The organism is Humibacillus sp. DSM 29435, from assembly GCF_001758225.1.
Lineage (GTDB): Bacteria > Actinomycetota > Actinomycetes > Actinomycetales > Dermatophilaceae > DSM-29435.
The window spans coordinates 287,967-308,256 of record NZ_MAST01000034.1 but is presented as its reverse complement, the minus strand read 5'-3'; the positions used below and the strand labels follow the sequence as shown (position 1 = coordinate 308,256).

Below are 20,290 nucleotides of genomic sequence, written 5' to 3'. Positions count from 1 at the left end.
GGTCAGGTCGCGAGGGGTGCGGCCGCACGTCCTACTTGCGAGGGGGCGTCACGGCGTGCTGAGCTTGATCCAGTCGATGTCGCCGGTGAAGAAGTCGCAGGTGATCGTCACCTGGTCGCAGTTGCTCTTGCCGCCGATGGTCATGGGGACGTTGTTGGAGATGTTGCCGGCGAAGCCCGACTTGTGGCGCGTCGTGGTGCCGTCGATGACCATGGTCGCGCCGGTGGAGGTTCGGCTGCAGACGATCGTGTGCCACTGTCCGTCGTTGAGGATGATGCTGGAGTTGACGAGCACCGATCCGCTCTGCCCCTTGAACAGGCAGGTGGCGTGACCCTTCGGGATCTCGATCTTCCAGTAGCCGCCCTTGTTGCCGTTCTGGCCCTTCTGCATGACGTTGCCGAAGTTCTGCGTGGTGCGATAGCGCATCCCCACCGTGAAGTCGGCCGTGCCGGGGTTGGTTCTGGGGTCAGTGACCCGGATGAGCCGAGGGGCGTCGGCCGGGGTGGTGTTCGGTTTTGCGAACGGCCATTTGAAGAAGGTCGTGCCGGTGGACCGGTCGAGCTTTCCGAGCTGGATGCCGCTGCCGATGGCGCCGTTGACACCATGGCCGCTCTGGTCGACGAGCACGGTCGAACCCGCCGGCTCGCTCATGTCCCAGAACGCGATCGTGCCGTCGGTGTCGGCCTGAGCCGGAGTGCTGAGTAGACAGGTGCCCGCCACGACGATGCCGGCGCCGAGCGATGCCAAGGTGCGTGTTCTCATGGTTCCCCCGTTGTGTCGCTTGCCCCGGCGCTAGCCGGCCGGTTATACGTCACTAGACAACCGACCGCAACTCGTTGTCTGGCGAACGAGCATTCCGTAACCGTCTTGTGGCCGCAGGAGGCCCGGGAAAACCGACGCTCCTGCACGAAAGCGCGGATATCGCCTGGGTCGCGGCGGGTCAGGCGGCCGTGAGGGCCGACGGCTCGGAACGAGCGGCCGAGAGGCGGGCGTAGCGGCCGGCCTGGACCATCAGCTCGTCGTGGTGGCCGAGCTCGACGACGTGGCCCTCACCCAGCACCGCGATCTGCTCCGCAGCACGGATCGTGGAGAGCCGGTGCGCGATGGTCAGGGTCGTGCGGCCGGCCATCAGCCGGTCGATCGCGGTCTGCAGCTCACGCTCGGTCTCGTTGTCGAGGGCGCTCGTCGCCTCGTCGAGGATGAGCACCCGCGGGTTACGCAGCAGGGTTCGAGCGATGGCCAGGCGCTGCTTCTCGCCCCCGGAGAACCGGTGGCCGCGGGCACCCACGAGGGTGTCGAGCTGGTCAGGCAACCCGGTCACGAGCTCGGACACCTGCGCGGCCTCCAGGGCCTGCCACAGTTCGGGCTCGCCGGCCTCGGGAGCGGCCAGCAGCAGGTTGTCGAGGATCGAGGCGTGCACGAGGTAGGTGTCCTGCGACACGACGCCGACGATGCGGGCGAGGTCTTCGGGTGCCAGGTCGCGTAGGTCGATCCCGTCGATGGTGACCCGGCCGCTGCTCGGGTCGTGCAGTCGGGAGAGCAGGCCGGCGAGGGTCGACTTGCCCGAGCCGGTCTCGCCGACGAGGGCCAGGGTGGTGCCGGCGGGAACCTCGAGCGTGACGTCGTCGACGGCGAACCGCGGCTCGGCGGCATCCGGCTCATAGCTGAAGCGCACGCTCTCGAAACGCACGTCGCCACGCATGCGGTCGGGGTCGACCGCCACGGGGTGGGCGGGCGGTGCGACGTCGACGGGGAGGTCGAGGTAGCCGAAGATGCGGCTGAACAGGGCCATCGAGGTGACCCACTGGGCGCCGACGTTGAGCAGGCCCATGAGGGGGCGGAAGATGCCGGCCTGCAGCGTGGTGAACGCGATGAGGGTGCCGATGGTCATGCCGCCCGAGGTGGCGGGGAAGCCGGCCGCGAGGTAGATGAGGGCGGGGATGGCGGCGAAGATGATCTGCATCGTGGCCAGCCGCCAGCGCCCGGCCAGCTGCGAGCGCAGCTCGAGGTCGATGAGGTCGCCAGAGATGGCGGTGAAACGGTCGGCCGTGGCCGGGCCCGCTCCGAGGGTCTTGATGAGCGTGGCGCCGCTGACGCTGAGCCCTTCCTCGACCTGGCTCTGCAGGTCGGCGAGGCGCCGTTGCAAGGTCGAGGTGATGTCGCGCCGCAGCAGGGCGACCCGGCGGGTCATCCAGATCGCCGGCGGGATGACGAACAACGAGAGCAGGGACAGGCGCGGGCTGAGCGCGACCATGGCGACGATCGTGGCGATGGCGGTGGTGACGTTGCTCGCGATCGACGTGGCGGTCGAGGTGATGACCGACTGCACGCCGCTGATGTCGTTGGTGAGGCGTGACTGCACCTCACCGCTGCGGGTGCGGGTGAAGAAGGCGATCGACTGGCGCTGCAGGTGGCGAAAGACGTCGGTGCGCAGGCCGTGCATGACGCGCTGGCCGACGGCGGTGGTCAGCCAGGTCTGCACGACGCCGAGCAGCGAGGTGATGACGGTGACGGCGAGCATGCCGCCCACCGCCCAGAGCAGCAGGCTGACGTTCTGGTGGGGCAGAGCGTCGTCGATGACCGCGCGCAGCAGGAAGGGGCTGGCCATCGAGATGACCGAGATGAGAACGACCGTCGCGGTGACGATGGCCACCGTGCGGCGATGGGGGCGAAACAGCGCGACGACGCGGCGCATCGACACCGGTGACTCGTCGAGCTGAGCGCGGTCTCGGGGGTCGATCTTGGCGGGGCCGGGAATGCCGCGGGTTCCGCCGCTGGAACGGGGGCCGGCGCCTCGGGTTTCGGTGGTGGCTGTCAAGGTTTACTCCATCTCTGTTGTCCAGTTCATGATGGTGAGGTTACCTCACAATGAGGTAGAGGTGCAACTCGAGCCGTATGCTGCGGGGCATGCCCCCTGCCGATGACGTCACGCCCCAGCCGGTGGCCGCCGCGGAGCCGGCTCTCGACGAGCTGCTGATGGGAGCGGCGCGGGCCCTGCGTCGTCGGTGGTCGGTGGGTCTCGGGCCGGTCGACCTCTCGCCCCACGACGGACGCGCGCTGCGGGTCGTCGGGCGTCACGGACCGACGAGGTTGGGTGTCGTCGCCGAGCACCTGCGCATCGCGCCCCGTTCGGCCACCGACGTCATCGACCGTCTCGAGGGGCGGGGCCTGGTCGACCGCGAGCCCGACCCCGACGACCGACGGGCCATGACCGTGCGCCTCACGCCGCAGGGGGAGGCCGTGCTGGCGCAGGTCGACGCGGCCCGACGCGCCGACGCCGAGCACTTCTTCGGCGACCTCACGGCATCCGAGCGACGGTCGCTGGCCCGGATGCTGGCCACCCTCGACCGGTGAGCGTGTCGCCGAGACAGTCGGTCGAGGGGGTCTTCGACGAGGCCACCGACGTTGAGGTGCGCCGCCGGTGGGCGGTGCTCGCCGAGGCGGGCCTGCCGAGCCAGGCGAGTCACCGCGGCCAGTCGAACTCTCCGCACCTGACCCTGTCGGTGGCCGAGCGTGTGCCCGCCGACGTGGAAGAGACGCTCGTCGACCTCGCCGGCGACCCGGGGTCGGGGCTGCCGCTGGCGTGCCGCCTCGGCCCGCTGGTGCTGCTCGGCGGTCGCCGGCTCGTCGTGGCCCATCTCGTCGTGCCGAGCGAGCCGCTGATGAGGCTCCAGGCGGCCGTCGCGGCCCTCATGGCCGGCGGTGAGGGCGTGTCGGACCTCGTACTGCCCGGCCGTTGGACCCCGCACGTGACCCTGGCGCGGGGCGTCGACCGTGGCCAGCTGGGTGCGGTGCTCGATGCCCTGGGACGTCTGGACGAGCTCGAGGGGGCGATCACCTCGCTACGCCGCTGGAACCCCGTGGAGCGCCGGGTGTGGACGCTCGGCGCCGACCCCGACCTCCCTACGATGGGGGCATGACCCTCGAACTCGGCCTCGACACCTTCGGAGACGTCGCGAACGACACCGGCGGCACGCCGCTGCATCCCGCCGTCGTCATCCGCGAGGTGCTGGCCGAGGGTGAGCTGGCCGAACGGCTCGGCCTCGACTTCTTCGGCATCGGCGAGCACCACCGCCCCGACTTCGCGATCAGCGCGCCCGACATCGTGCTCGCCGCGCTCGCCGCCCGCACAGAGCGGATCACGCTCGGCACGTCGGTCACCGTGCTCAGCTCGGAAGACCCGATCCGGGTGTTCCAGCGCTTCTCGACGCTCGACGCCCTCAGCCACGGTCGCGCCGAGATCACCGTCGGCAGAGGCTCTTTCGTCGAGTCCTTTCCGTTGTTCGGCCTCGACCTGCAGCAGTACGAGACCCTGTTCTCCGAGAAGCTCGACCTGTTGGCGGCGGTGCTGACCGAGGGGCCGGTGTCGTGGAGTGGCACGTTCCGCCCGCCCGTCGAGGTCACCGGCGTGGTGCCGGCGACGGAGTCGGGCCGGCTGCGCACATGGGTCGGGGTGGGAGGAACCCCGCAGTCGGTGGTTCGAGCGGCGCACTACGGCTTCCCGATCGTCATCGCGATCATCGGAGGATCGTCCAAGCAGTTCGTGCCGCTGGCCGACCTGTACCGCCGCGCCCTCACCGAGATGGGCCGGCCCGAGCTGCCGATCGGGGTGCACTCTCCCGGTTACGTCGCCGCCACCGACGAGCAGGCGGTCGAGCAGTTTCTACCGCACTTCATCCCGTTCATGAACAGGCTGGGGCGCGAGCGCGGGTGGGCGCCGATGGGCGAGGGTCAGGCGCGGGCGCAGCTCGGGCCGGAAGGGGCTGTCTACTGCGGCTCACCCGAGACGGTGGCGACCAAGATCGCCGATACCGCTCGCTCCCTTGGCATCTCGCGCTTCCAGCTCAAGTACTCCTTCGGCACGCTGCCGCACGAACAGCGGATGGAATGCATCCGTCTGTACGCCGAGGAGGTCGCGCCCCGGGTGCGCGAGCTGCTCGAGTGAGGGTGCTGCTCGTCGGGATGGGTTCGCGCGGCGACGTGCAGCCGTTCGTGGCCCTGGGCGAGTCGCTGCAGCGGCTCGGATACACCGTGTCGCTGGCCGCCGCCGACGAGTTCCGAGACCTGGTGGTCGGGCACGGCCTGCGCTTCGAACCGCTCTCGTTCGACCTCCGAGGCGGTATCGAGTCCGACATCGGGCGCGAATGGCTCGGCGGGTCGAGCACCAACCAGGTTCGCGAGGCGCGGCTGATGCGCACGGTGATGCGCCACGTCGCCTCGACGCTGGCCGACGACCTCGAACGTCTCATCGGTTCGGCGGATGCCGTCGTGTCGAGTGCGCTGACCTTCGACGCCGTCGAGACCCTGGCGGGGGCCACACGGGGTCAGCGCACCCCTCACGTCTACGCGACGTTCCAACCCGTGTGGCCGACGGGGTTCGGTGCGTCGTCGACCTTCGCTCTGCAGCCCCGGTCCCGGTCGGTGCTCAACCTCGGCTGGAGCTGGGTGGCGGCGCAGGCGGCCTGGAGCGTCGTGCGGTCGACCGGTGACCTGTTGCGGCGCCGGCACGGTCTGCCCGGTCGCACGATGTTCGGTTACGCCGCTGCCGCGAGACGGACCCCCACCCTGCTCGCGGCGAGCCCTCTCGTCGTTCCTCCGTCGCCCGACTGGCCGGCCTCGATCCGGCAGACGGGCTTCTGGTTCCCGACGGCGTCTGACGCGTCCGAGGTGGGCGTCGTCGACCCGGCCCTCCGCGCCTTCGTCGACGATGGGTCGCCGCCCGTCTACCTCGGCTTCGGATCGATGCCCACCGGTGACCCGGTCGGGGTGGTGAGAACCTTCGTCACCGCCCTGCACCGAGCGGGCCGACGAGGCATCGTCAGCTCCGGGTGGGCCGACCTCGGGGCGGCGCCTCTTCCCGGCACCGTACTGGCAGTTGCGACAGTGCCGCACGACTGGCTCTTTCCGCGTTGCGTTGTGGTGGTCCACCACGGTGGTGCGGGCACCACAGCGGCGGCCCTGCGGGCAGGCGCCCCTCAGGTCGTCGTTCCGCACATCGCCGACCAACCCTACTGGGGCCGTCGCGTGTCCGAGCTGGGCGTCGGCTCGGCTCCTCTGTCTCGCAAGCACTTCGACGCCGAGCGTCTGCGTCAAGCGATCGAGGTGGCGCTGTCACCGACGGTGGCGTCGACGGCTCGCGACCTCGGTGAACAGCTGCGCGACGAGAACGGCGCCGGTCACGCTGCCAGCCTGATGCACGCCCTGTTGAGCGGGGCCGGCTGACCCGAGGGGACTGGCGGTCGAGCCCGGGGACTCGTCGGAAGAAGGGTGACGAGACAGGGTGCCGTGGTGCGGGCGAGCGGTTGCTGCGCTCGTGTCGGCGGACCAGGTCGCCGGAGGTCACCCTGCCGAGGGTCGAGCGAAGTTACCCTTCGGTAGGCGACCCAGGCCCACGTCACCGGGTCAGCCGTGGACAATGAGATGGTGAGCGAACACCTCGACGTGCTCGTGGTCGGCGCGGGACTCTCCGGGGTGGGGGCGGCCTACCGGCTGCAGACCATGTGCCCCGGCCTGTCGTACGCCGTGCTGGAGGCGCGGGATGCGGTGGGGGGCACGTGGGACCTGTTCCGCTACCCAGGGGTCCGGTCCGACTCCGACATGGCGACGCTGGGCTACCCCTTCGAGCCGTGGGACGGCCGTGACTCGATCGCCGACGGCGACCAGATCCGCGACTACATCGTTCGCACCGCCACGAAGTTCGGCATCGATGAGCGGATCCGGTTCGGTCACTCCGTCGTGGCGGCCGACTGGTCGAGCGAGCAGGCCCGGTGGACCGTGACCGTCGAGCGCGGCGGGGTGCGCCAGCAGGTGACCTGCGGCTTTCTCTACCTGTGCTGTGGGTACTACGACTACGAACGCGGTCATTCGCCGGAGTTCGCCGGGCACGACGAGTTCGCCGGCCACGTGGTGCATCCACAGTTCTGGCCCGACGACCTGGAGGTCTCAGGGTGCAAGGTGGTCGTGATCGGTTCGGGTGCCACGGCGGTCACCCTCGTGCCTGCCTTGGCGGAGCGCGGCGCCGACGTGACGATGCTCCAGCGCAGCCCGACGTGGGTGACGTCGTTGCCCCGCCGCGACCGCGCCAGCGAGCTCGCTCGCGCCGTGCTGCCGAGCGGGGCGGCCGCGAGGCTGGCGCGTTGGAAGAACATCGCCACCACCTCGACGTTCTACCAGCTGACACGGCGCCGGCCGAAGGTCGCTCGCGCGATGCTGACCAAGGCCGCGGTGCGGGGCATCGGGTCGGCCGAGGTGGTGCGCGAGCACTTCCAGCCGGCCTACGACCCGTGGGACCAGCGACTGTGCCTCGTACCCGACGGCGACCTGTTCACGGCGCTCAGAGGCGGTCATGCCCACGTGGTGACCGACACGATCGACCGCATCACCCCGACCGGCATCCGGCTGGGCTCCGGCCGCGAGCTCGACGCCGACATCATCGTGACCGCAACCGGCCTCACCCTGAAGTTCGCCGGCGGCATCGCCATCAGTGTCGACGGAAAGGCCCAGAAGAGCGGCGAGCTCGTCACCTACCGTGGCGCCATGTTCGGGGGAGTGCCGAACCTGGCCGCGTGCGTCGGTTACGTCAACGCGTCGTGGACGCTACGGGCCGACCTCACCAGCCGCTACGTGTGCCGCCTGCTCACACTGATGCAGCAGCGGGGATGGCGCTCGGCGACGCCGCAGACTCCCCTCGGTCTGACCGGACGCCCGTTGCTCCCGCTGACGTCGGGGTACGTGCGGCGATCGGAGGGGGTGCTGCCCCAGCAGGGAGACGCAGCGCCGTGGCTGATGCGCCAGAGCTATCTGCTCGACCAGCGGGACCTGCGCCGGGCCGACCTCACCGAGGCGATGGCCTTCACGTCGTGACCCGCGGCCACGGGGTCGGGCTCTAGCTGACGAGCTGCACACGCGCAGAGATCAGCCCGCGTGAAGCGAGCTCTCGGAGGCGGCCGCTGGTGTGGTCTCGTACCGTCCATGGGTCGATGGTGTTGACGTAGATCTTGGTGCCGCCCTCGAAGCCGGCCAGGGTCGACACCCGCCACTTGAGCACGGCGCGCAACGGCATCGGCAGGTCGAACGAGGGCGGGCGATGGTGCCACTCCTCGTTGGTCGGCACGTGAGCTCCGGTGGCCGCATGACAGGCGTGCAGCAGGTCGGAGAAGTCGCGCACCTCGTCGCCCTCGAGCTGCCACGGTGGGCAGTCGGGGCGCGTGGTGTGCACCTCGAGAGACGGGTAGCGGTGGCCCACCCCGGCGAAGGCGACGGCGGTGGGGGTGCGGGCCACGACCAGGCCCTGCTCAGCGGCATACCCGGCCCCCCAGCGCGCGTAAAGATCGGGCTCGGACTGCACCCGGACCGCTTCGCGCTCGAGCTGGGCCCCGAGCTCGTCGATCGCGACGATCTGCTTGTGCAGATGGTCGAACGACGCCCCTGCCGGGCGGAGCCAGTTCTGGAAAACGGCGACGTAACGAGCATGGGGGTTGCCCCGGTAGAGGTCATGCATGGCAGAGACCGCGAAGGCCGTGTACTGGCAGTGCTCCTCGGGAGTCAGGGTTCCTGACGACGCGAGCTGAGAGTCGTCGGTCGCCCCGTCGAGGTAGTGGCGGCGGGCGGCGATGACCTGGTGGTTGCCGGCGAACAGCCCGACCGACTCGCGGTCGACGTCCGACTCGGCCAGCGGCTCGGCATCCCATCCTGGGGCGTTCCTGGCCCGCATGCGGATGCGCGCCAGCGCCTCGAGCTGGGCCCTGCCGGCCGGTTCCGCGAGGTAGGACGTGCGTCGGGCCTGCGACTCCGGGGTCGGCTCGAACCCGTGCGAGAGGTGCCAGTAGTCGTAGCTGAGGATCTCGAACAGGTTCGGGAACAGCCGGAACTCCGGCGTGGTCGACCAGAGCGACTCGGGCCCGACGGCACGCAGCCGCCGCCACGTGTGCAGGTCGTCGTGCACAACGCGGGCGATCTCGGGAGTGGTCTCGAGCATGCGCGCCCAGCAGAACGCACAGTGTCGATCGTGCAGGGCCGGGTCGAGCGGCCGGGTGGCGCCCTCGGGAGCATCAAGGGGGCGCGCGGCCCGCCCGGGAAGGGTCCAGACCTGGGTGCCGGTCAACGGGCTGACCTGCTTCACGGTGCCGTCGGGCAGGCGGGTCAGCGGCTTCATCACGACGCCAGCGTAGGGCGCGGTGGTGGGCGCGCCTCCCGGCCGGCGTCGGCGCCGGCTCGCTGGTCGGATCGGCGCCACGGCTAGGGTCAGGCGAACAGTGAGACCGAGTGCCAGATGAGGGAGCGCAGATGAGAGCAGTTCGAGTCACGTCGCTCGACGGGCCGGCGAGCGTGGCCGTGGCAGAGGTGGCCGAGCCCACTCTCGGCGCCGGCCAGGTGCTGGTCGACGTGCACGAGGCCGGGGTCAACTTTCCCGACGTGCTCATGACCAAGGGGCTCTACCAGATGCGGCCCGACCTGCCCTTCACCCCGGGGTCCGAGTGCTCGGGTGTGGTGAGGGAGGTGGCCCCGGGCAGCTCGTTCGCGGTGGGTGACCGGGTGGTGGCCTTCCCGATCCTCGGTGCCTTCGCCGAGACCGTGGCCGTTCCCGACGACCTCGTCTTTCCGCTGCCGGATGCCGTGTCGTTCGCCACGGGCGCCGCCCTTCCGATGAACTACCTGACGGTTCATTTCGCCCTCGCGCGCCGAGGGCGCCTCGTGGCCGGCGAGACGGTGCTCGTGCACGGCGCCGCCGGCGGCATCGGCACGGCCGCTACCCAGCTCGCCAAGGCGATGGGCGCTCGGGTCATCGCCGTCGTGTCGAGCGAGGACAAGGCGGAGACGGCCCGGGCCGCCGGCGCAGACGAGGTGGTGCTGGCCGGCGGGTTCCTGGCCCGCGTCAAAGAGCTGACCGCGGGCCGCGGGGTGGACCTCGTGGTCGACCCGGTCGGCGGCGACCGCTTCACCGACAGCCTGCGCTCGCTCGCACCGGAAGGACGCCTGCTCGTCATCGGTTTCACCGCCGGAGCGATCCCCGAGGTCAAGGTGAACCGCCTGCTGCTCAACAACATCAGCGTCGTCGGCGTGGGCTGGGGAGCCTTCTGGACCTCCGACCGGGCCTACCTGCGCACCCAGTGGGACGCCATCCTCCCGATGCTCGAAGCGGGCACCCTCGACCCCCCCATCGGTAGCACCCACCCACTGGCGGATGCTACCGCCGCCCTCGTCGAGATCGACGACCGTCGTGCCCTCGGCAAGGTGACCCTGCACCTGCGCTGACCGGCATCCCCCGACGTCCCGCGATGCACTGATTATGAGGTTAGGCTAACCTAAGTGCACGCTGCCGGAAAGCGTAAGATGGGCCGGGAGGAGACGTCAGGTGTGGGGTTCCGAGTCGACAGAGGGTCAGCCGCTGGACGGGAGACAGCCGTCGTGGGGGGAGGTGGGGCGAACGGCCCTGGCCGACGCCCGAGTGGCGACGTTGGTGACCGGCGGCTGCCCCGCCCCAAGCATCCCGACGATCGTGCGTGTCGAGCCGGGTGCTGAGGCGCACGCGCAGTTCTGGCTCGAGCCGTCGTCGCCGACGGTGGCCAGGTTGTCGCGCTGGCCGATGGCGACCCTGGTGGTCGCGGCGCCGTTGCCGTTCCGGACCCTGGCGCTGACCGGAGCCGTACGGTCCGGCTCTGACGACGGCTCGGCCTGCCGTGCGTTCGACCTGGTGCCCACCTCGGCCCGGCTGGTCGGGGCGCGAGCCCAGGCGATCCGCCTCGAGGAGTTCCTGGGCGCCGAGCCCGACCCGTTGCGGCGCGAGGCCGCGGCCATCCTGCGACACCTGGCGGCGGCGCACGCAGCCGAGCTGCTGGGGTGCCTTCGAGCGCACGGGTACGTCGAGGCGGTGGCGGTGGTGCCGCGGACCCTGAACCGATACGGCATCGAGCTCGTCGCGCTGTCGAACCATGGAGTCCAGAACGTATGGCTGGCCTTTCCCGAGGGCCCGGTCGCCACGCTGCACGACGTCGGGCCCGGGCTGCGCACCGTGTTGATGTGCCGTTGCCGCTCGCGTCAGACCGAGTAGGGCCGTGAAGCCCGCACTGAAGGCGGGTGCAGCACCAGGGCCTGCCCTGATGGAGCGCGAGGCTAGGGCTTCTTCGTCGCAGCCTTGGGGGTCTTCGTCGACTGTGGCCCGCCGAAGGTCATGGCGTTGCGGCACGTCGTCGGCACCGGTTTGAGCCCCGGTGGGGCACCGACCAGCCGGCACGCGATGGTGAGGATGACCTTGGTGTTCTGGTTCGCGACGAACGGCGAGATGAAGTGGTAGTCCGTCGTGCGGAAGCTCTCCAGGGCCTGCTCGAGAATGATGGACTTGTCGATGGACACCGTGAGCAGCCCCTCGTCTCCCTGCGGGTTCTCAAGCACGAAGTCCGTCACGTTGATGGTCCGGTTCTTGGGCACCGTGAAGGTGGCCGACCTGGTCTGGCCCGCCGCAGCGCTCACCGTGAGCCGACTGGAGAAGGGGGCGGTCACCACCACGGGCGGGAGCGGCCCGCTCACGAGCTTCGCGATCGCCGCCTTCGTGGTGTCCGCCTTCTTGGCCGTGGCCGCCGCCGCGGTCTGCGCTGCCTGGGCGGTCTGCGCCGCCTCGCTGGCTTTGGCGGCCTGGGTCTGGGCCTTCGCGGCCTGAGCCTGTGCCTTCAGGGCGGGAGCCTGCGCCACCTGCACGGCAGCCTCCCGGGCCGCCGCCTGCACGGTCGGCTTGAGCAGCCCGAACCAGATGGCGGCGAGAGCCGCGAGCAGGGCGAGCAGGGCGAGCAGCGCCTTGCCGAGCCACGGCGGGATGATCGGCTCCTGCAGGTGGCTGCCGTCCAGGGTGACGGGGGCGCCGTCCTGCGGGCTGACGGTCGCGGTGAAGGGAATCGTCTTGCTCGGGCCGCGCCAGAGCCGCTCGACCGGAGCCACCTTCACCTGGGCGAACTGGGCCTGACCCGGCGGCACCGTGAGGGCGTCTTTGGTCGACTCGTCGAGCTTGAGCAGCTCGCCCTGGTCGGTGACGGCGACGAACACGGTCACCGGCACGTTGCCACGGTTGTCGACGGCGATCTCGTGCTTGCCGCTGAAGCGGCCCCGGGAGGTGCGGGGCACGAGCTCGGCCGTCGTGTCCAGGAACGGCAGCACCTCGACGACGCCCTCGGGAACGACCGCCTCGTCAGGGTGGTCGTTCGGTGTCACCTTGACGCCGAAGCGCACCTCGCCGGCCGGGACCGCTGACGACCGCGGAGGGTTGAGGGTGAGCAACGTGGTCGTCGACGTTCCCGGGTAGAGGGTGAACTCCGGCTCCGCGACCGACGACCACTGGGCGGGCACCCCGATGATCTCGACGAGGTAGTCCTCGACGAAGTCGCCGGTGTTGCGCACCTCGAGCGGCAGGGTGGCCTGACCACCCGCCGCGAGGGTCAGGCTCTCCACCTCGAGTCTTGCCACGGTGCTCATGCTCCACCCTCTCGTGTGCCCTGCCCCCCGAAGACGGCAACCAGGGCTCACTCTCGGGCACCAAGTCTGCCCGTTGAGCCAATGTTGAGTGCCCGGAGAGGATGCCCGTGCACACTGCCCTGATCGGTCGGTTTGCCCGAATGTGAAGTTCGGGCGGCACCCTGGGAGGGAACCATGGAACGTGTCACTGTCGGCGTCCACGCGCGGGATCCGATCTCAGCGGCGGGGGTCGTCGCCGAGCTCAGACCGCGGCCCGAGGTGCAGGTTCTGCGGGCGCAGGAGATCGACCTCGCCAGCGTCGCGGTCATCGTCGTCGACGCGGTCGACGAGGATGCGGTGCGGCTGCTGCGGCAGGTTCAGCGGCGCGGCACCAGCCGGACCGTGCTGGTGGCTGGACGTCTCGATGACCGAGACCTCGTCGCGGCCGTCGAGATGGGTGTGGTCGGTCTGCTCCGCCGGAGCGAGGCCACCGCGGATCGGCTGACCGAGGTGATCTGTCGGGCCACCACCGGTGAAGGGAGCGTGCCACCGGACCTGCTGGGCCGGCTGCTCGACCAGGTGGGCCAGCTGCAGCGGCAGGTGCTGAGCCCGCGGGGGCTGAGGTTCACGGGGCTGGCCACGCGCGAGGTCGAGGTGCTCAAGCTCGTCGCCGACGGGTACAGCACCGGCGAGATCGCCATGCAGCTGTCCTACTCCGAGCGAACCGTCAAGAACGTGCTGCACGACATCACGACCAGGCTCCAGCTGCGCAACCGGTCGCACGCCGTGGCGTACGCCCTACGGCAAGGGCTCATCTGAGCCATCCGTGCCGTCACGAGCTGCCCCATCGCACGGGTCGGCCTGCCTCAAAGGTTGTCCCCGGCGCCGGTGCGTCGGCGGGGCGTTTGTCGAAGTGTGGGGTGGACGTCGGCGGTCCCGGCAGAAAGGAGGCGGGGCGATGGGTGCGTCCCGCCCGGGGGCCACGGCCGCATACCGGCTGGCCGGTGTGCTGGCCGTGCTGCTCGTGGCTGCTCTGGGCATCGCGACGCCTGCTTCGACAGCCGTCGTGCCGGCGGGTGCGGCAGGCTTCGCCGCGCCAGCAGCTCCCCCCGTCGACCCGGCGCGCACGGCCGTACCGGATGCTGTTGGGCCGCGGATCGCCTTCACCGCCGCCCGGGATGCCATCGCCACCGTGACGGTGTTCGACGGAGAGGGCGGGCCCGGTGTGGCTGCCACGGGCTCCTCCGTCCCCCCGTTCTCGCCGGCGCCGGTGCACGAGGGTGACCTCTCGAGCAATGCGACCGGGGCGCAGGCCTTCATCAGCACCCGCGACGACCCACGTGGGGAGGTGTACTTCATTGCTGCCGCGGGAAGCCCGACGGTTCAGCCTCCCCCTGTTCGGGTCACGTGCGACAACACCGAGGTCGAGTCGCATCCGGTCATCTCGCCGGACGGGAAGCGGGTCGCCTACGCCACCGATGCGTCCGGGGTTTTCCGGTTGCGCCTGGCCGTACTGGATCCCGCTCAGAAGCCGTGCTCGAGCACGGTCTACGACCTCGCGGGCACCAGGGGAGGGGCGGACACCTGGCCGACGTGGCTCAGTGACCAGTGGCTGGCGTTCAGCAGCACGAAGGGTGATCCACTCGGAGACATCTGGGCGCAGTACGTCGGCCTGGAGACACCACCCCCGCCCAACCCCGCCATTCGCTTGACGACCGGGCCGGCCGCCGAGACGCAGCCGGCATCCGTCGACATGAACTTCGACGAATCTGGACAGACGATTCTCATGTTCACGACGACCCAGTACCGCGCCGACGGCTCCATCGGTGCCATGACGCTGCCTGAGTTGTTGACGGACGGAGACGCCACGGATCTGCTCGATGGAGGGGGGACCACCGTCTACTCGCCGTGGGCGGGCGACCGGAACGACCCGCCCCAGGGCTCGCAAGCGGCCTTGACGCGTGGTTCCGAGGGGGGAGTCAACCTCGCCTTCTCGACCACCGACGGCGATCCGTACGGCGACGTCGTGGCTGTGATCGGCGACTACGACGGCTTCTGGGAGAACGAGGTGGCGCTGCCGCAGCCGTTCGGGCTCGGCGACAGCCACCTCGACATCGCGAACCTACCCGGGCGGGCGGAGACTCAGCCGGTGTGGCTGCCCGGTGTTGACCCCGACAGCCTGCGCGTCAGCTACACCCAACGCACCCCGCCCGCCACCATCGACGACGTTCGCGCAGCGGACGGGACCGGACGACGCACTATCGCCAACGAGGAAGGGACCGTGGGAGGTGATCTCACGCTTCCCCTGGACGAGTCGACCCCGTCCTACTCCCCGGACGGCACCCGGCTGGCGTACAGCCGGATCGGTCCGACCGGGCAAGGGCGGGAGATCGTGGTGTCCGGCTCTACCGGAGGTGCCCCGGTTGCCGTGGATCCGAACCGGCCCGCCCCCGTTCTCGACTCGGAGCCGGCGTGGTCACCGGACGGCACCCGCGTCGCCTTCATCCGCACCTACCTCTGCGGTGAGTCGTGCCCCGTTTCCGGGTCGAAGCTCTGGATCGCCGATGTGGCGAAACGCCGCGCCCGGCTCGTCACCCTGAACCCGGCCGGGGCCATCGCGTGGGACCAGCATCCGTCGTGGTCCCCGGACGGAACCCGAATCGCGATCGGCCGAACCCTGGAGGCGCCGCCCGACCTCACCGCGAGCTTCGCCGCGAAGAGTCTCACCGTCGAGAACGGTGCCTCGGTGGAGGCCGACCTGACGGTGACCAACCGCGGCCTCGGTGCGGCCCGTCATGTTCAGATCAGCCTCCCGCCCGATCAGAGCGCAAGCCTGTTCACGGTCGCAGCTCCGTTGGACCTGTCGTGCAGCAACTACCGGTACGCCAGCTCGTACTGTGTCGTTGCCACCATCCCGGCCGGGAAGTCGAGAACCTTCAGGCTTCGCGTCACCGGCGATCAGCAGGCGACAGGTACGGACAGCCTCATCATCCAGACCGCCGTGCTCGGCACGCCCTCTGAGATCAGCACCGGTAACAACGAGGCCCGCATCCCGGTCACCGTCCAGGCGTCGACGCCGACCACCCCCCCGACCCCTTCCCCGTCCTCGACGTTCGAGGTGACGGACTGGTACCTCCCACCGAGTGGGCCGGGAACGGCATCCCGGTTCGCCTTCGCAGCCTGGTCCCCATCGAAGGTGGCGACGAGACGCGTGTCGCTCTCGAGTGGGCGGCCGGCCGGGATCCGTGAGGTCTTCGCCGCACCTCCGGCCGGCGACGTCTCGACCCTGTGGGTGGTCGACGCGTCAACCGGGGTGGGCCACCAGCTGGCCACGCCGGCTCCCACGGCGTGCCAGTGCGTGCGGACCATCGAGGGTCGTAGCCCGGCCTGGTCACCCGACGGCATGCGGATCGCCTATGAACACCACGGCTCGGTGCGCCTCGTGGGCCTCGCCGACCGCCGGGGCGCCGCGATCGCCGTCAGCAACGAGGTTCCGCATGTCCAGATGGTCACGGGGTTCACGCAGGAGTACCAGCACGAGGTCGGCCGGGCGGGTGCCAGTGGCGCGCCCACCCCGAGCCGGACCACGATCTCGGCGGCCCAGGACCCGGCGTGGTCGCCCGACGGTGCGTGGATCGTGCTGTCCGGCCAGCCTGCGGGAAGCGCCGACAACCCGGGGGTCTACCGCCTTCGCCCTACCGCTGCCAACCTGACCGTCGTGGCCCAGGAGGCCGGGCCCGAGACCGAACCCGCCTGGCAGCCGTGGGCGAGCCTCGCGGTGTCGCTGACGGCCTCGCCCTCCTCGATCAGCATCGCGAGCCAGACGGTCCTGACCGCCACCGTCGCCAACCCCGGGCCCGGAACGAGCGCTCGCCCGGTTCTCGCGATGGCGCTTCCTGCCGGGCTGACCCCCGGGATGCTCCCGTCCGGCTGCGTCATCACCACCACGACCAGCGGCTCCCTCATCACCTGCACGCTCGAGTCGCTTCGACCGGAGGCGGCCCCGCCACCGGCGACCGGTCTGGTTGCGGCCACCATCTCGGTGCGCATCGCGGTCACGGGCACCGTGCTCGGGCCCCACACCGTCACGGCAGCGGTCGGGTCGGCCAGCCCGGACGACCTCGCGACCGACAACGAGGCCAGCACCTCGATCACGGTGACCTCGGCCGTGCTCCCGGTGACGGACACGGGGGTGACGGTTGCGATGAACCCCACCCCGGGATACGTGGGCGGGACGGGCACCGTGACCGTGGTGGTGGCCAACCGGTCGAGCGTTCCCGTCACCGATGTCACCTTGACCGTCCTGCTGCCGACGTTCTCACCGTCACAGCCGAGTGCCATCACGCCCCCACCGGGCACGGTGGAGATCGTGGGCACACCCGAGTGCTTCACCGGGGCCCCCTGCGACCCGGGACCGATAGCGCCCGGCGGCTCGAGATCCTTCACGGCAACCGTGAAGCTCGTCACCGCCGGAACCTCCACCATCACCGCCTCGGTGGTGACGGCGACCGTCGCAGACTCCGATCCGGCCAACAACTCCGCCTCGGTCGCGCTCGTGGTGCTGCAACCGGTGGTCCGGCTGCTGCAGCCGGTGGCCGACCCAGGATCCGTCGTGCTGGCAGTCGGCAGCGACTTCCCTCCGGGCACGCAGGTGACCCTCTCCTGGGACGCGGGCGTCAACGTCCGCGCTGCCCCGCTCACGGTGGCGGCGGACGGCACGATCCGCGCCACCCAGATCCTCATCTTCCGTCGGGACCAGCTGGGGCCCCGAAACCTCGTGGCGACCGCCACCGACGAACGGCTCTTTGCTCCCGTCCAGGACTCCCTGATGGTCGCGCCCCGCACCGTTGCCCCCCCTGCCGACTTCGCGTCGAGGAGCTGACCCATGATCTCTGAGGTCGACGAAGCGTTGCGTTCCCTCGTGCGCGCCGAGGCGATCGCCGGCTCTGAGCTCGACGTCGTCTTCGACGCGCCGACCAAGGACTGGGCGGCACGGCGCAACGCACCGACGATCAACCTCTACCTCTACGACATCCGGGAGGACCTGCGTCGGCGAGAGCAGGGGTGGCAAGAGATGAGAGGCACTCGGGGTGAAGTGGTTTCCCGCCGCCCGACACCGCGTCACTTCAAGCTCTCGTACCTGGTGTCGGCCTGGACCCAGCGACCGGAGGACGAGCACCGGCTCCTCTCCGAGCTGCTCCGGTGCTTCATCAAGCAGGACGTGTTGCCGACCGAGCTGCTTACCGGACCGCTGGCCGAGACCGGCATGGAGTTCCCGCTCACGGTGGCCCTGCCGCCCCCGGAGGACCGGGCCTTCGCCGACGTCTGGTCGGCTCTCGGTGGAGAGCTCAAGCCGTCTCTGGACGTCGTCGTCATCGCTCCCATCGACGTTGGGGTGCCTCGCCCCGCCGGTCCGCCGGTTCTGGACGGGGCCCGGCTGGACCTTTCGGACCGCGCCACGGGGGCGTTCGACTTCGACCGGTCCCGTCACAACCCCGACACCCCACCGCGGGTCCGTAGGGTGGACCCGTCCGGGAACGGGTCGCCCAAGGAACACGCAGCCGAAGACCCCACCCGGGTACCCGGTCCGGCAGCGGGCACGGACGATGCGGCCGGTACCGCTCGACCGGCGGCCACGACGTCGAAGGGTCGAGCGCGAACACCGCGCACCGGGCGGCGGACATGAGCGGCACCGCCAACCTGACCGATCTGATGGGACGGATGTCGTTTGTCGAGAAGCGAATCCGAACACTCGTAGAACTGCGAAGGGCGGGTGACCCGCAACCCGACGATCCCTTCCGTGGGCTGTACCTCAGCGACGACGCCGTGGACCGGCTCCTCAGGGCCGAGTCCGACCCCAGGTCGAGGGTGCTCGATGCGGATGAGCTCCAGGGGTCGTTCGGGTCGGGGGAGGAGGGCGATGTCACAGACCCCGTCGGTGCAGGGCTTCGGCTCCCGGCCCTGGCCCGAACCTGTGGGCTCTCCGGCCTCGACGTCGACCTGCTGCTGGTGGCTCTGGCCGGTGACCTCGACGTGCGGTTCGAGCAGCTCTTCGGCTACCTCAACGACGATGTGACCCGCCGCCGACCGTCGGCCGGAGTGGCCCTGGCTCTGTGTGGGGTGCCTCTGTCGTCCGCCTCGGGGCGCGAACGACTCACGAGCGGCCCGCTCATCGAGGCCGGTCTGCTCGTGCTCGACGACCAGGACCGGCCCTTCCCGGGTCGGGCCGTGCGCGTTCCGGACCGCGTCGTGGCCCACCTGCTCGGGAGTGACCAGCTCGACGCGATCCTCGCCGGGGTCGTGGTGCCCCCGCCTGCCGTGGCCTGGGGGGACGGGTCTGCGCTGGCCCGAGCGCTGAGGGCCGGCAGCCGGCTCTGCTACCTGCGAGAGCCCCCCACCGGGTCCGGCGTGCTCGTCGCGCTCGACGCCTTGCGACGGACCGGTCTCGACGGCCTGGTCCTCGACCTCGCGCACCTGTCTCGTCTGCCCGAGCCAGTGGCCGCAGCGCGCGCGGCGGCCCGAGAGGCGCGGATGCGATGCTGCGGGCTCATCCCCTCACCGGTCGAGGCGATCGGCGGGTCGCTCGAGGGGCTGTCGGCCCTGCGTGCCCTTCCCCTGCCCCTGCTCCTGGTCGGCAGCAGCCCCTGGGACCCGCTCTGGTCGCCTGACCCACCGCTGCTCGTCGACGTCCCAGCCAGCACCGCGACCGAGCGCGGGCGCCTGTGGAGCGAGACCTTTCGCGGGTCCGGGCTCGGCTTCGACCCGGGTAGGGCCACCTCGCAGTTCCTGATGAGGCCCGGGCAGGTGCCGCGGGCCGCAACGAGCGCCCGACAACAGTCCCGGCTGACGACAGATGGCGTGGTCACCCTCGAGCACGTCCGGTCAGGGGCGCGGTCGGAGAACGGGAGCGCCCTGCAGCGCCTGGCCCGCCGGATCGAGCCCCGCGTGGGGTGGGACGACCTCGTGCTGCCTCCCCCGACCCGGACAGCGCTCCACGAGGTAGCAGCGCGCGGACGTCACCGCGAGCGGGTCCTCGGCGAGTGGTCCATGCGGCCCGGTGGCGGTCGTGGCCTCGGGGTGGCCGCCCTGTTCGCCGGTGACTCCGGCACCGGAAAGACGATGGCGGCCGAGGTGGTGGCCGGAGATCTCGGCCTCGACCTCTACGTCGTCGACCTGTCCACGCTGGTGGACAAGTACATCGGGGAGACCGAGAAGAACCTCGACCGGATCTTCACGGCGGCAGCCGGAGTCAACGGGGTGCTCCTTTTCGACGAGGCCGACGCGGTCTTCGGCAAGCGGTCCGAGGTCAAGGATGCCCACGACCGCTACGCCAACGTCGAGAGTGCCTACCTGCTCCAACGGATGGAGAGCTTCGACGGCCTCGCGATCCTGGCGACCAACCTTCGCTCCAACATCGACGAGGCGTTCACCCGTCGTCTTGACGTGCTGGTCGACTTCCCGCTGCCGGACGCGCCGCACCGCCTCGCCCTGTGGCGGTCCTGCCTTGCTCCCCTCCCGACCACTGGTCTGCTCGACCTCGAGTTCTGCTCCACAGCGTTCGTGCTCAGCGGTGGCGGAATCCGCTCGGCGGCCGTCACCGCCGCCTACCTGGCGGCAGACCGTGACGGCGCGGTCTCGATGAGGGAGCTGGTCAAGGCGGTCGAGCGGGAGTACCGCAAGCTCGGGCGGCTCTGCCTGGCACAGGAGTTCGGCAGGTACCACTCGTTGCTCCTCTGACCGAACGCTCGCCGCGGCTGCCCGAAGGGGCACGGACCAGTGCCCCGAGGGCCGCCTGCTGGCCCGTGACAGGCGCTCGCCATCCGGAGGAGCTTGGGAGCATCGGTGACAG

General features: G+C 70.5%; 15 protein-coding genes. 11 read left to right on the top strand and 4 right to left on the bottom strand.

Annotated features, from left to right (window positions below):
• Positions 1-48: 48 nt before the first annotated feature.
• Both BA895_RS17655 and BA895_RS17650 read right to left on the bottom strand, forming a co-directional pair.
• Positions 49-762: a laminin G domain-containing protein gene (locus BA895_RS17655; RefSeq protein ID WP_070193155.1), complete on the bottom strand. Its 714-nt coding sequence runs from the start codon at positions 760-762 to the stop codon at positions 49-51.
• 178 nt (positions 763-940) lie between these two features.
• Positions 941-2,818 (bottom strand): ABC transporter ATP-binding protein, encoded by a 1,878-nt coding sequence (locus BA895_RS17650; protein WP_371327734.1) that lies wholly within the window; start codon positions 2,816-2,818, stop codon positions 941-943.
• A gap of 89 nt (positions 2,819-2,907) precedes the next feature.
• Here BA895_RS17650 and BA895_RS17645 point away from each other — a divergent pair, with 89 nt between their 5' ends.
• The 5 genes from BA895_RS17645 (at position 2,908) to BA895_RS17625 (ending at position 7,863) form a co-directional block, all read left to right on the top strand.
• Positions 2,908-3,354 carry a MarR family winged helix-turn-helix transcriptional regulator gene (locus BA895_RS17645; protein ID WP_254666541.1) on the top strand — a complete coding sequence of 149 codons (447 nt, stop codon included), beginning with the start codon at positions 2,908-2,910 and terminating at the stop codon, positions 3,352-3,354.
• Positions 3,351-3,920: a 2'-5' RNA ligase family protein gene (locus BA895_RS17640; protein ID WP_175442368.1), complete on the top strand. Its 570-nt coding sequence runs from the start codon at positions 3,351-3,353 to the stop codon at positions 3,918-3,920. Before BA895_RS17645 ends, BA895_RS17640 begins: the two co-directional genes overlap by 4 nt.
• On the top strand, positions 3,917-4,945 hold the full coding sequence (locus BA895_RS17635) for an LLM class flavin-dependent oxidoreductase (protein WP_070193153.1): 1,029 nt from the start codon (positions 3,917-3,919) through the stop codon (positions 4,943-4,945). The genes BA895_RS17640 and BA895_RS17635 overlap by 4 nt, the downstream gene beginning before the upstream one ends.
• Positions 4,942-6,222, top strand: coding sequence for a glycosyltransferase (locus BA895_RS17630; RefSeq protein ID WP_175442367.1), 1,281 nt, complete (start codon positions 4,942-4,944; stop codon positions 6,220-6,222). Before BA895_RS17635 ends, BA895_RS17630 begins: the two co-directional genes overlap by 4 nt.
• Positions 6,223-6,420: 198 nt before the next feature.
• Entirely contained in the window at positions 6,421-7,863 is a 1,443-nt protein-coding gene (locus BA895_RS17625; RefSeq protein ID WP_070193151.1) for an NAD(P)/FAD-dependent oxidoreductase, read from the top strand.
• A gap of 22 nt (positions 7,864-7,885) precedes the next feature.
• Here BA895_RS17625 and BA895_RS17620 read toward each other — a convergent pair whose 3' ends face one another.
• Entirely contained in the window at positions 7,886-9,154 is a 1,269-nt protein-coding gene (locus BA895_RS17620) for a DUF4921 family protein (protein WP_083283491.1), read from the bottom strand.
• Between the two features lie 131 nt (positions 9,155-9,285).
• Between BA895_RS17620 and BA895_RS17615 the strand changes: the two genes are divergently transcribed.
• Both BA895_RS17615 and BA895_RS17610 read left to right on the top strand, forming a co-directional pair.
• Positions 9,286-10,254, top strand: a complete 969-nt coding sequence (locus BA895_RS17615; protein ID WP_070193149.1) for an NADPH:quinone oxidoreductase family protein — start codon at positions 9,286-9,288, stop codon at positions 10,252-10,254.
• 100 nt (positions 10,255-10,354) lie between these two features.
• Entirely contained in the window at positions 10,355-11,050 is a 696-nt protein-coding gene (locus BA895_RS17610) for a hypothetical protein (RefSeq protein WP_139142743.1), read from the top strand.
• Between the two features lie 62 nt (positions 11,051-11,112).
• Here BA895_RS17610 and BA895_RS24040 read toward each other — a convergent pair whose 3' ends face one another.
• A complete protein-coding gene (locus tag BA895_RS24040; protein WP_070193147.1) occupies positions 11,113-12,462 on the bottom strand; it encodes a hypothetical protein in 1,350 nt (449 codons plus the stop codon).
• A 174-nt stretch (positions 12,463-12,636) separates the two neighbouring features.
• Here BA895_RS24040 and BA895_RS17600 point away from each other — a divergent pair, with 174 nt between their 5' ends.
• From BA895_RS17600 to BA895_RS17585, 4 genes are all read left to right on the top strand, one after another.
• Positions 12,637-13,260, top strand: a complete 624-nt coding sequence (locus tag BA895_RS17600) for a response regulator transcription factor (RefSeq protein WP_070193146.1) — start codon at positions 12,637-12,639, stop codon at positions 13,258-13,260.
• A 139-nt stretch (positions 13,261-13,399) separates the two neighbouring features.
• Positions 13,400-17,323 carry a DUF11 domain-containing protein gene (locus tag BA895_RS17595; RefSeq protein WP_070193145.1) on the top strand — a complete coding sequence of 1,308 codons (3,924 nt, stop codon included), beginning with the start codon at positions 13,400-13,402 and terminating at the stop codon, positions 17,321-17,323.
• A 3-nt stretch (positions 17,324-17,326) separates the two neighbouring features.
• Positions 17,327-18,127, top strand: coding sequence for a DUF4255 domain-containing protein (locus tag BA895_RS17590; RefSeq protein ID WP_083283490.1), 801 nt, complete (start codon positions 17,327-17,329; stop codon positions 18,125-18,127).
• Positions 18,124-20,178: an ATP-binding protein gene (locus BA895_RS17585; protein WP_070193144.1), complete on the top strand. Its 2,055-nt coding sequence runs from the start codon at positions 18,124-18,126 to the stop codon at positions 20,176-20,178. Before BA895_RS17590 ends, BA895_RS17585 begins: the two co-directional genes overlap by 4 nt.
• Positions 20,179-20,290: the final 112 nt, after the last annotated feature.

Excerpts from the sequence above, each read along its gene's own strand:
- BA895_RS17655 (WP_070193155.1), bottom strand. The coding sequence starts at position 762 with ATGAGAACACGCACCTTGGCATCGCTCGGCGCCGGCATCGTCGTGGCG.
- BA895_RS17645 (WP_254666541.1), top strand. The coding sequence starts at position 2,908 with ATGCCCCCTGCCGATGACGTCACGCCCCAGCCGGTGGCCGCCGCGGAG.
- BA895_RS17635 (WP_070193153.1), top strand. The coding sequence starts at position 3,917 with ATGACCCTCGAACTCGGCCTCGACACCTTCGGAGACGTCGCGAACGAC.
- BA895_RS17625 (WP_070193151.1), top strand. The coding sequence starts at position 6,421 with ATGGTGAGCGAACACCTCGACGTGCTCGTGGTCGGCGCGGGACTCTCC.
- BA895_RS17620 (WP_083283491.1), bottom strand. The coding sequence starts at position 9,154 with ATGAAGCCGCTGACCCGCCTGCCCGACGGCACCGTGAAGCAGGTCAGC.
- BA895_RS17615 (WP_070193149.1), top strand. The coding sequence starts at position 9,286 with ATGAGAGCAGTTCGAGTCACGTCGCTCGACGGGCCGGCGAGCGTGGCC.
- BA895_RS24040 (WP_070193147.1), bottom strand. The coding sequence starts at position 12,462 with ATGAGCACCGTGGCAAGACTCGAGGTGGAGAGCCTGACCCTCGCGGCG.
- BA895_RS17600 (WP_070193146.1), top strand. The coding sequence starts at position 12,637 with ATGGAACGTGTCACTGTCGGCGTCCACGCGCGGGATCCGATCTCAGCG.
- BA895_RS17595 (WP_070193145.1), top strand. The coding sequence starts at position 13,400 with ATGGGTGCGTCCCGCCCGGGGGCCACGGCCGCATACCGGCTGGCCGGT.
- BA895_RS17590 (WP_083283490.1), top strand. The coding sequence starts at position 17,327 with ATGATCTCTGAGGTCGACGAAGCGTTGCGTTCCCTCGTGCGCGCCGAG.
- BA895_RS17585 (WP_070193144.1), top strand. The coding sequence starts at position 18,124 with ATGAGCGGCACCGCCAACCTGACCGATCTGATGGGACGGATGTCGTTT.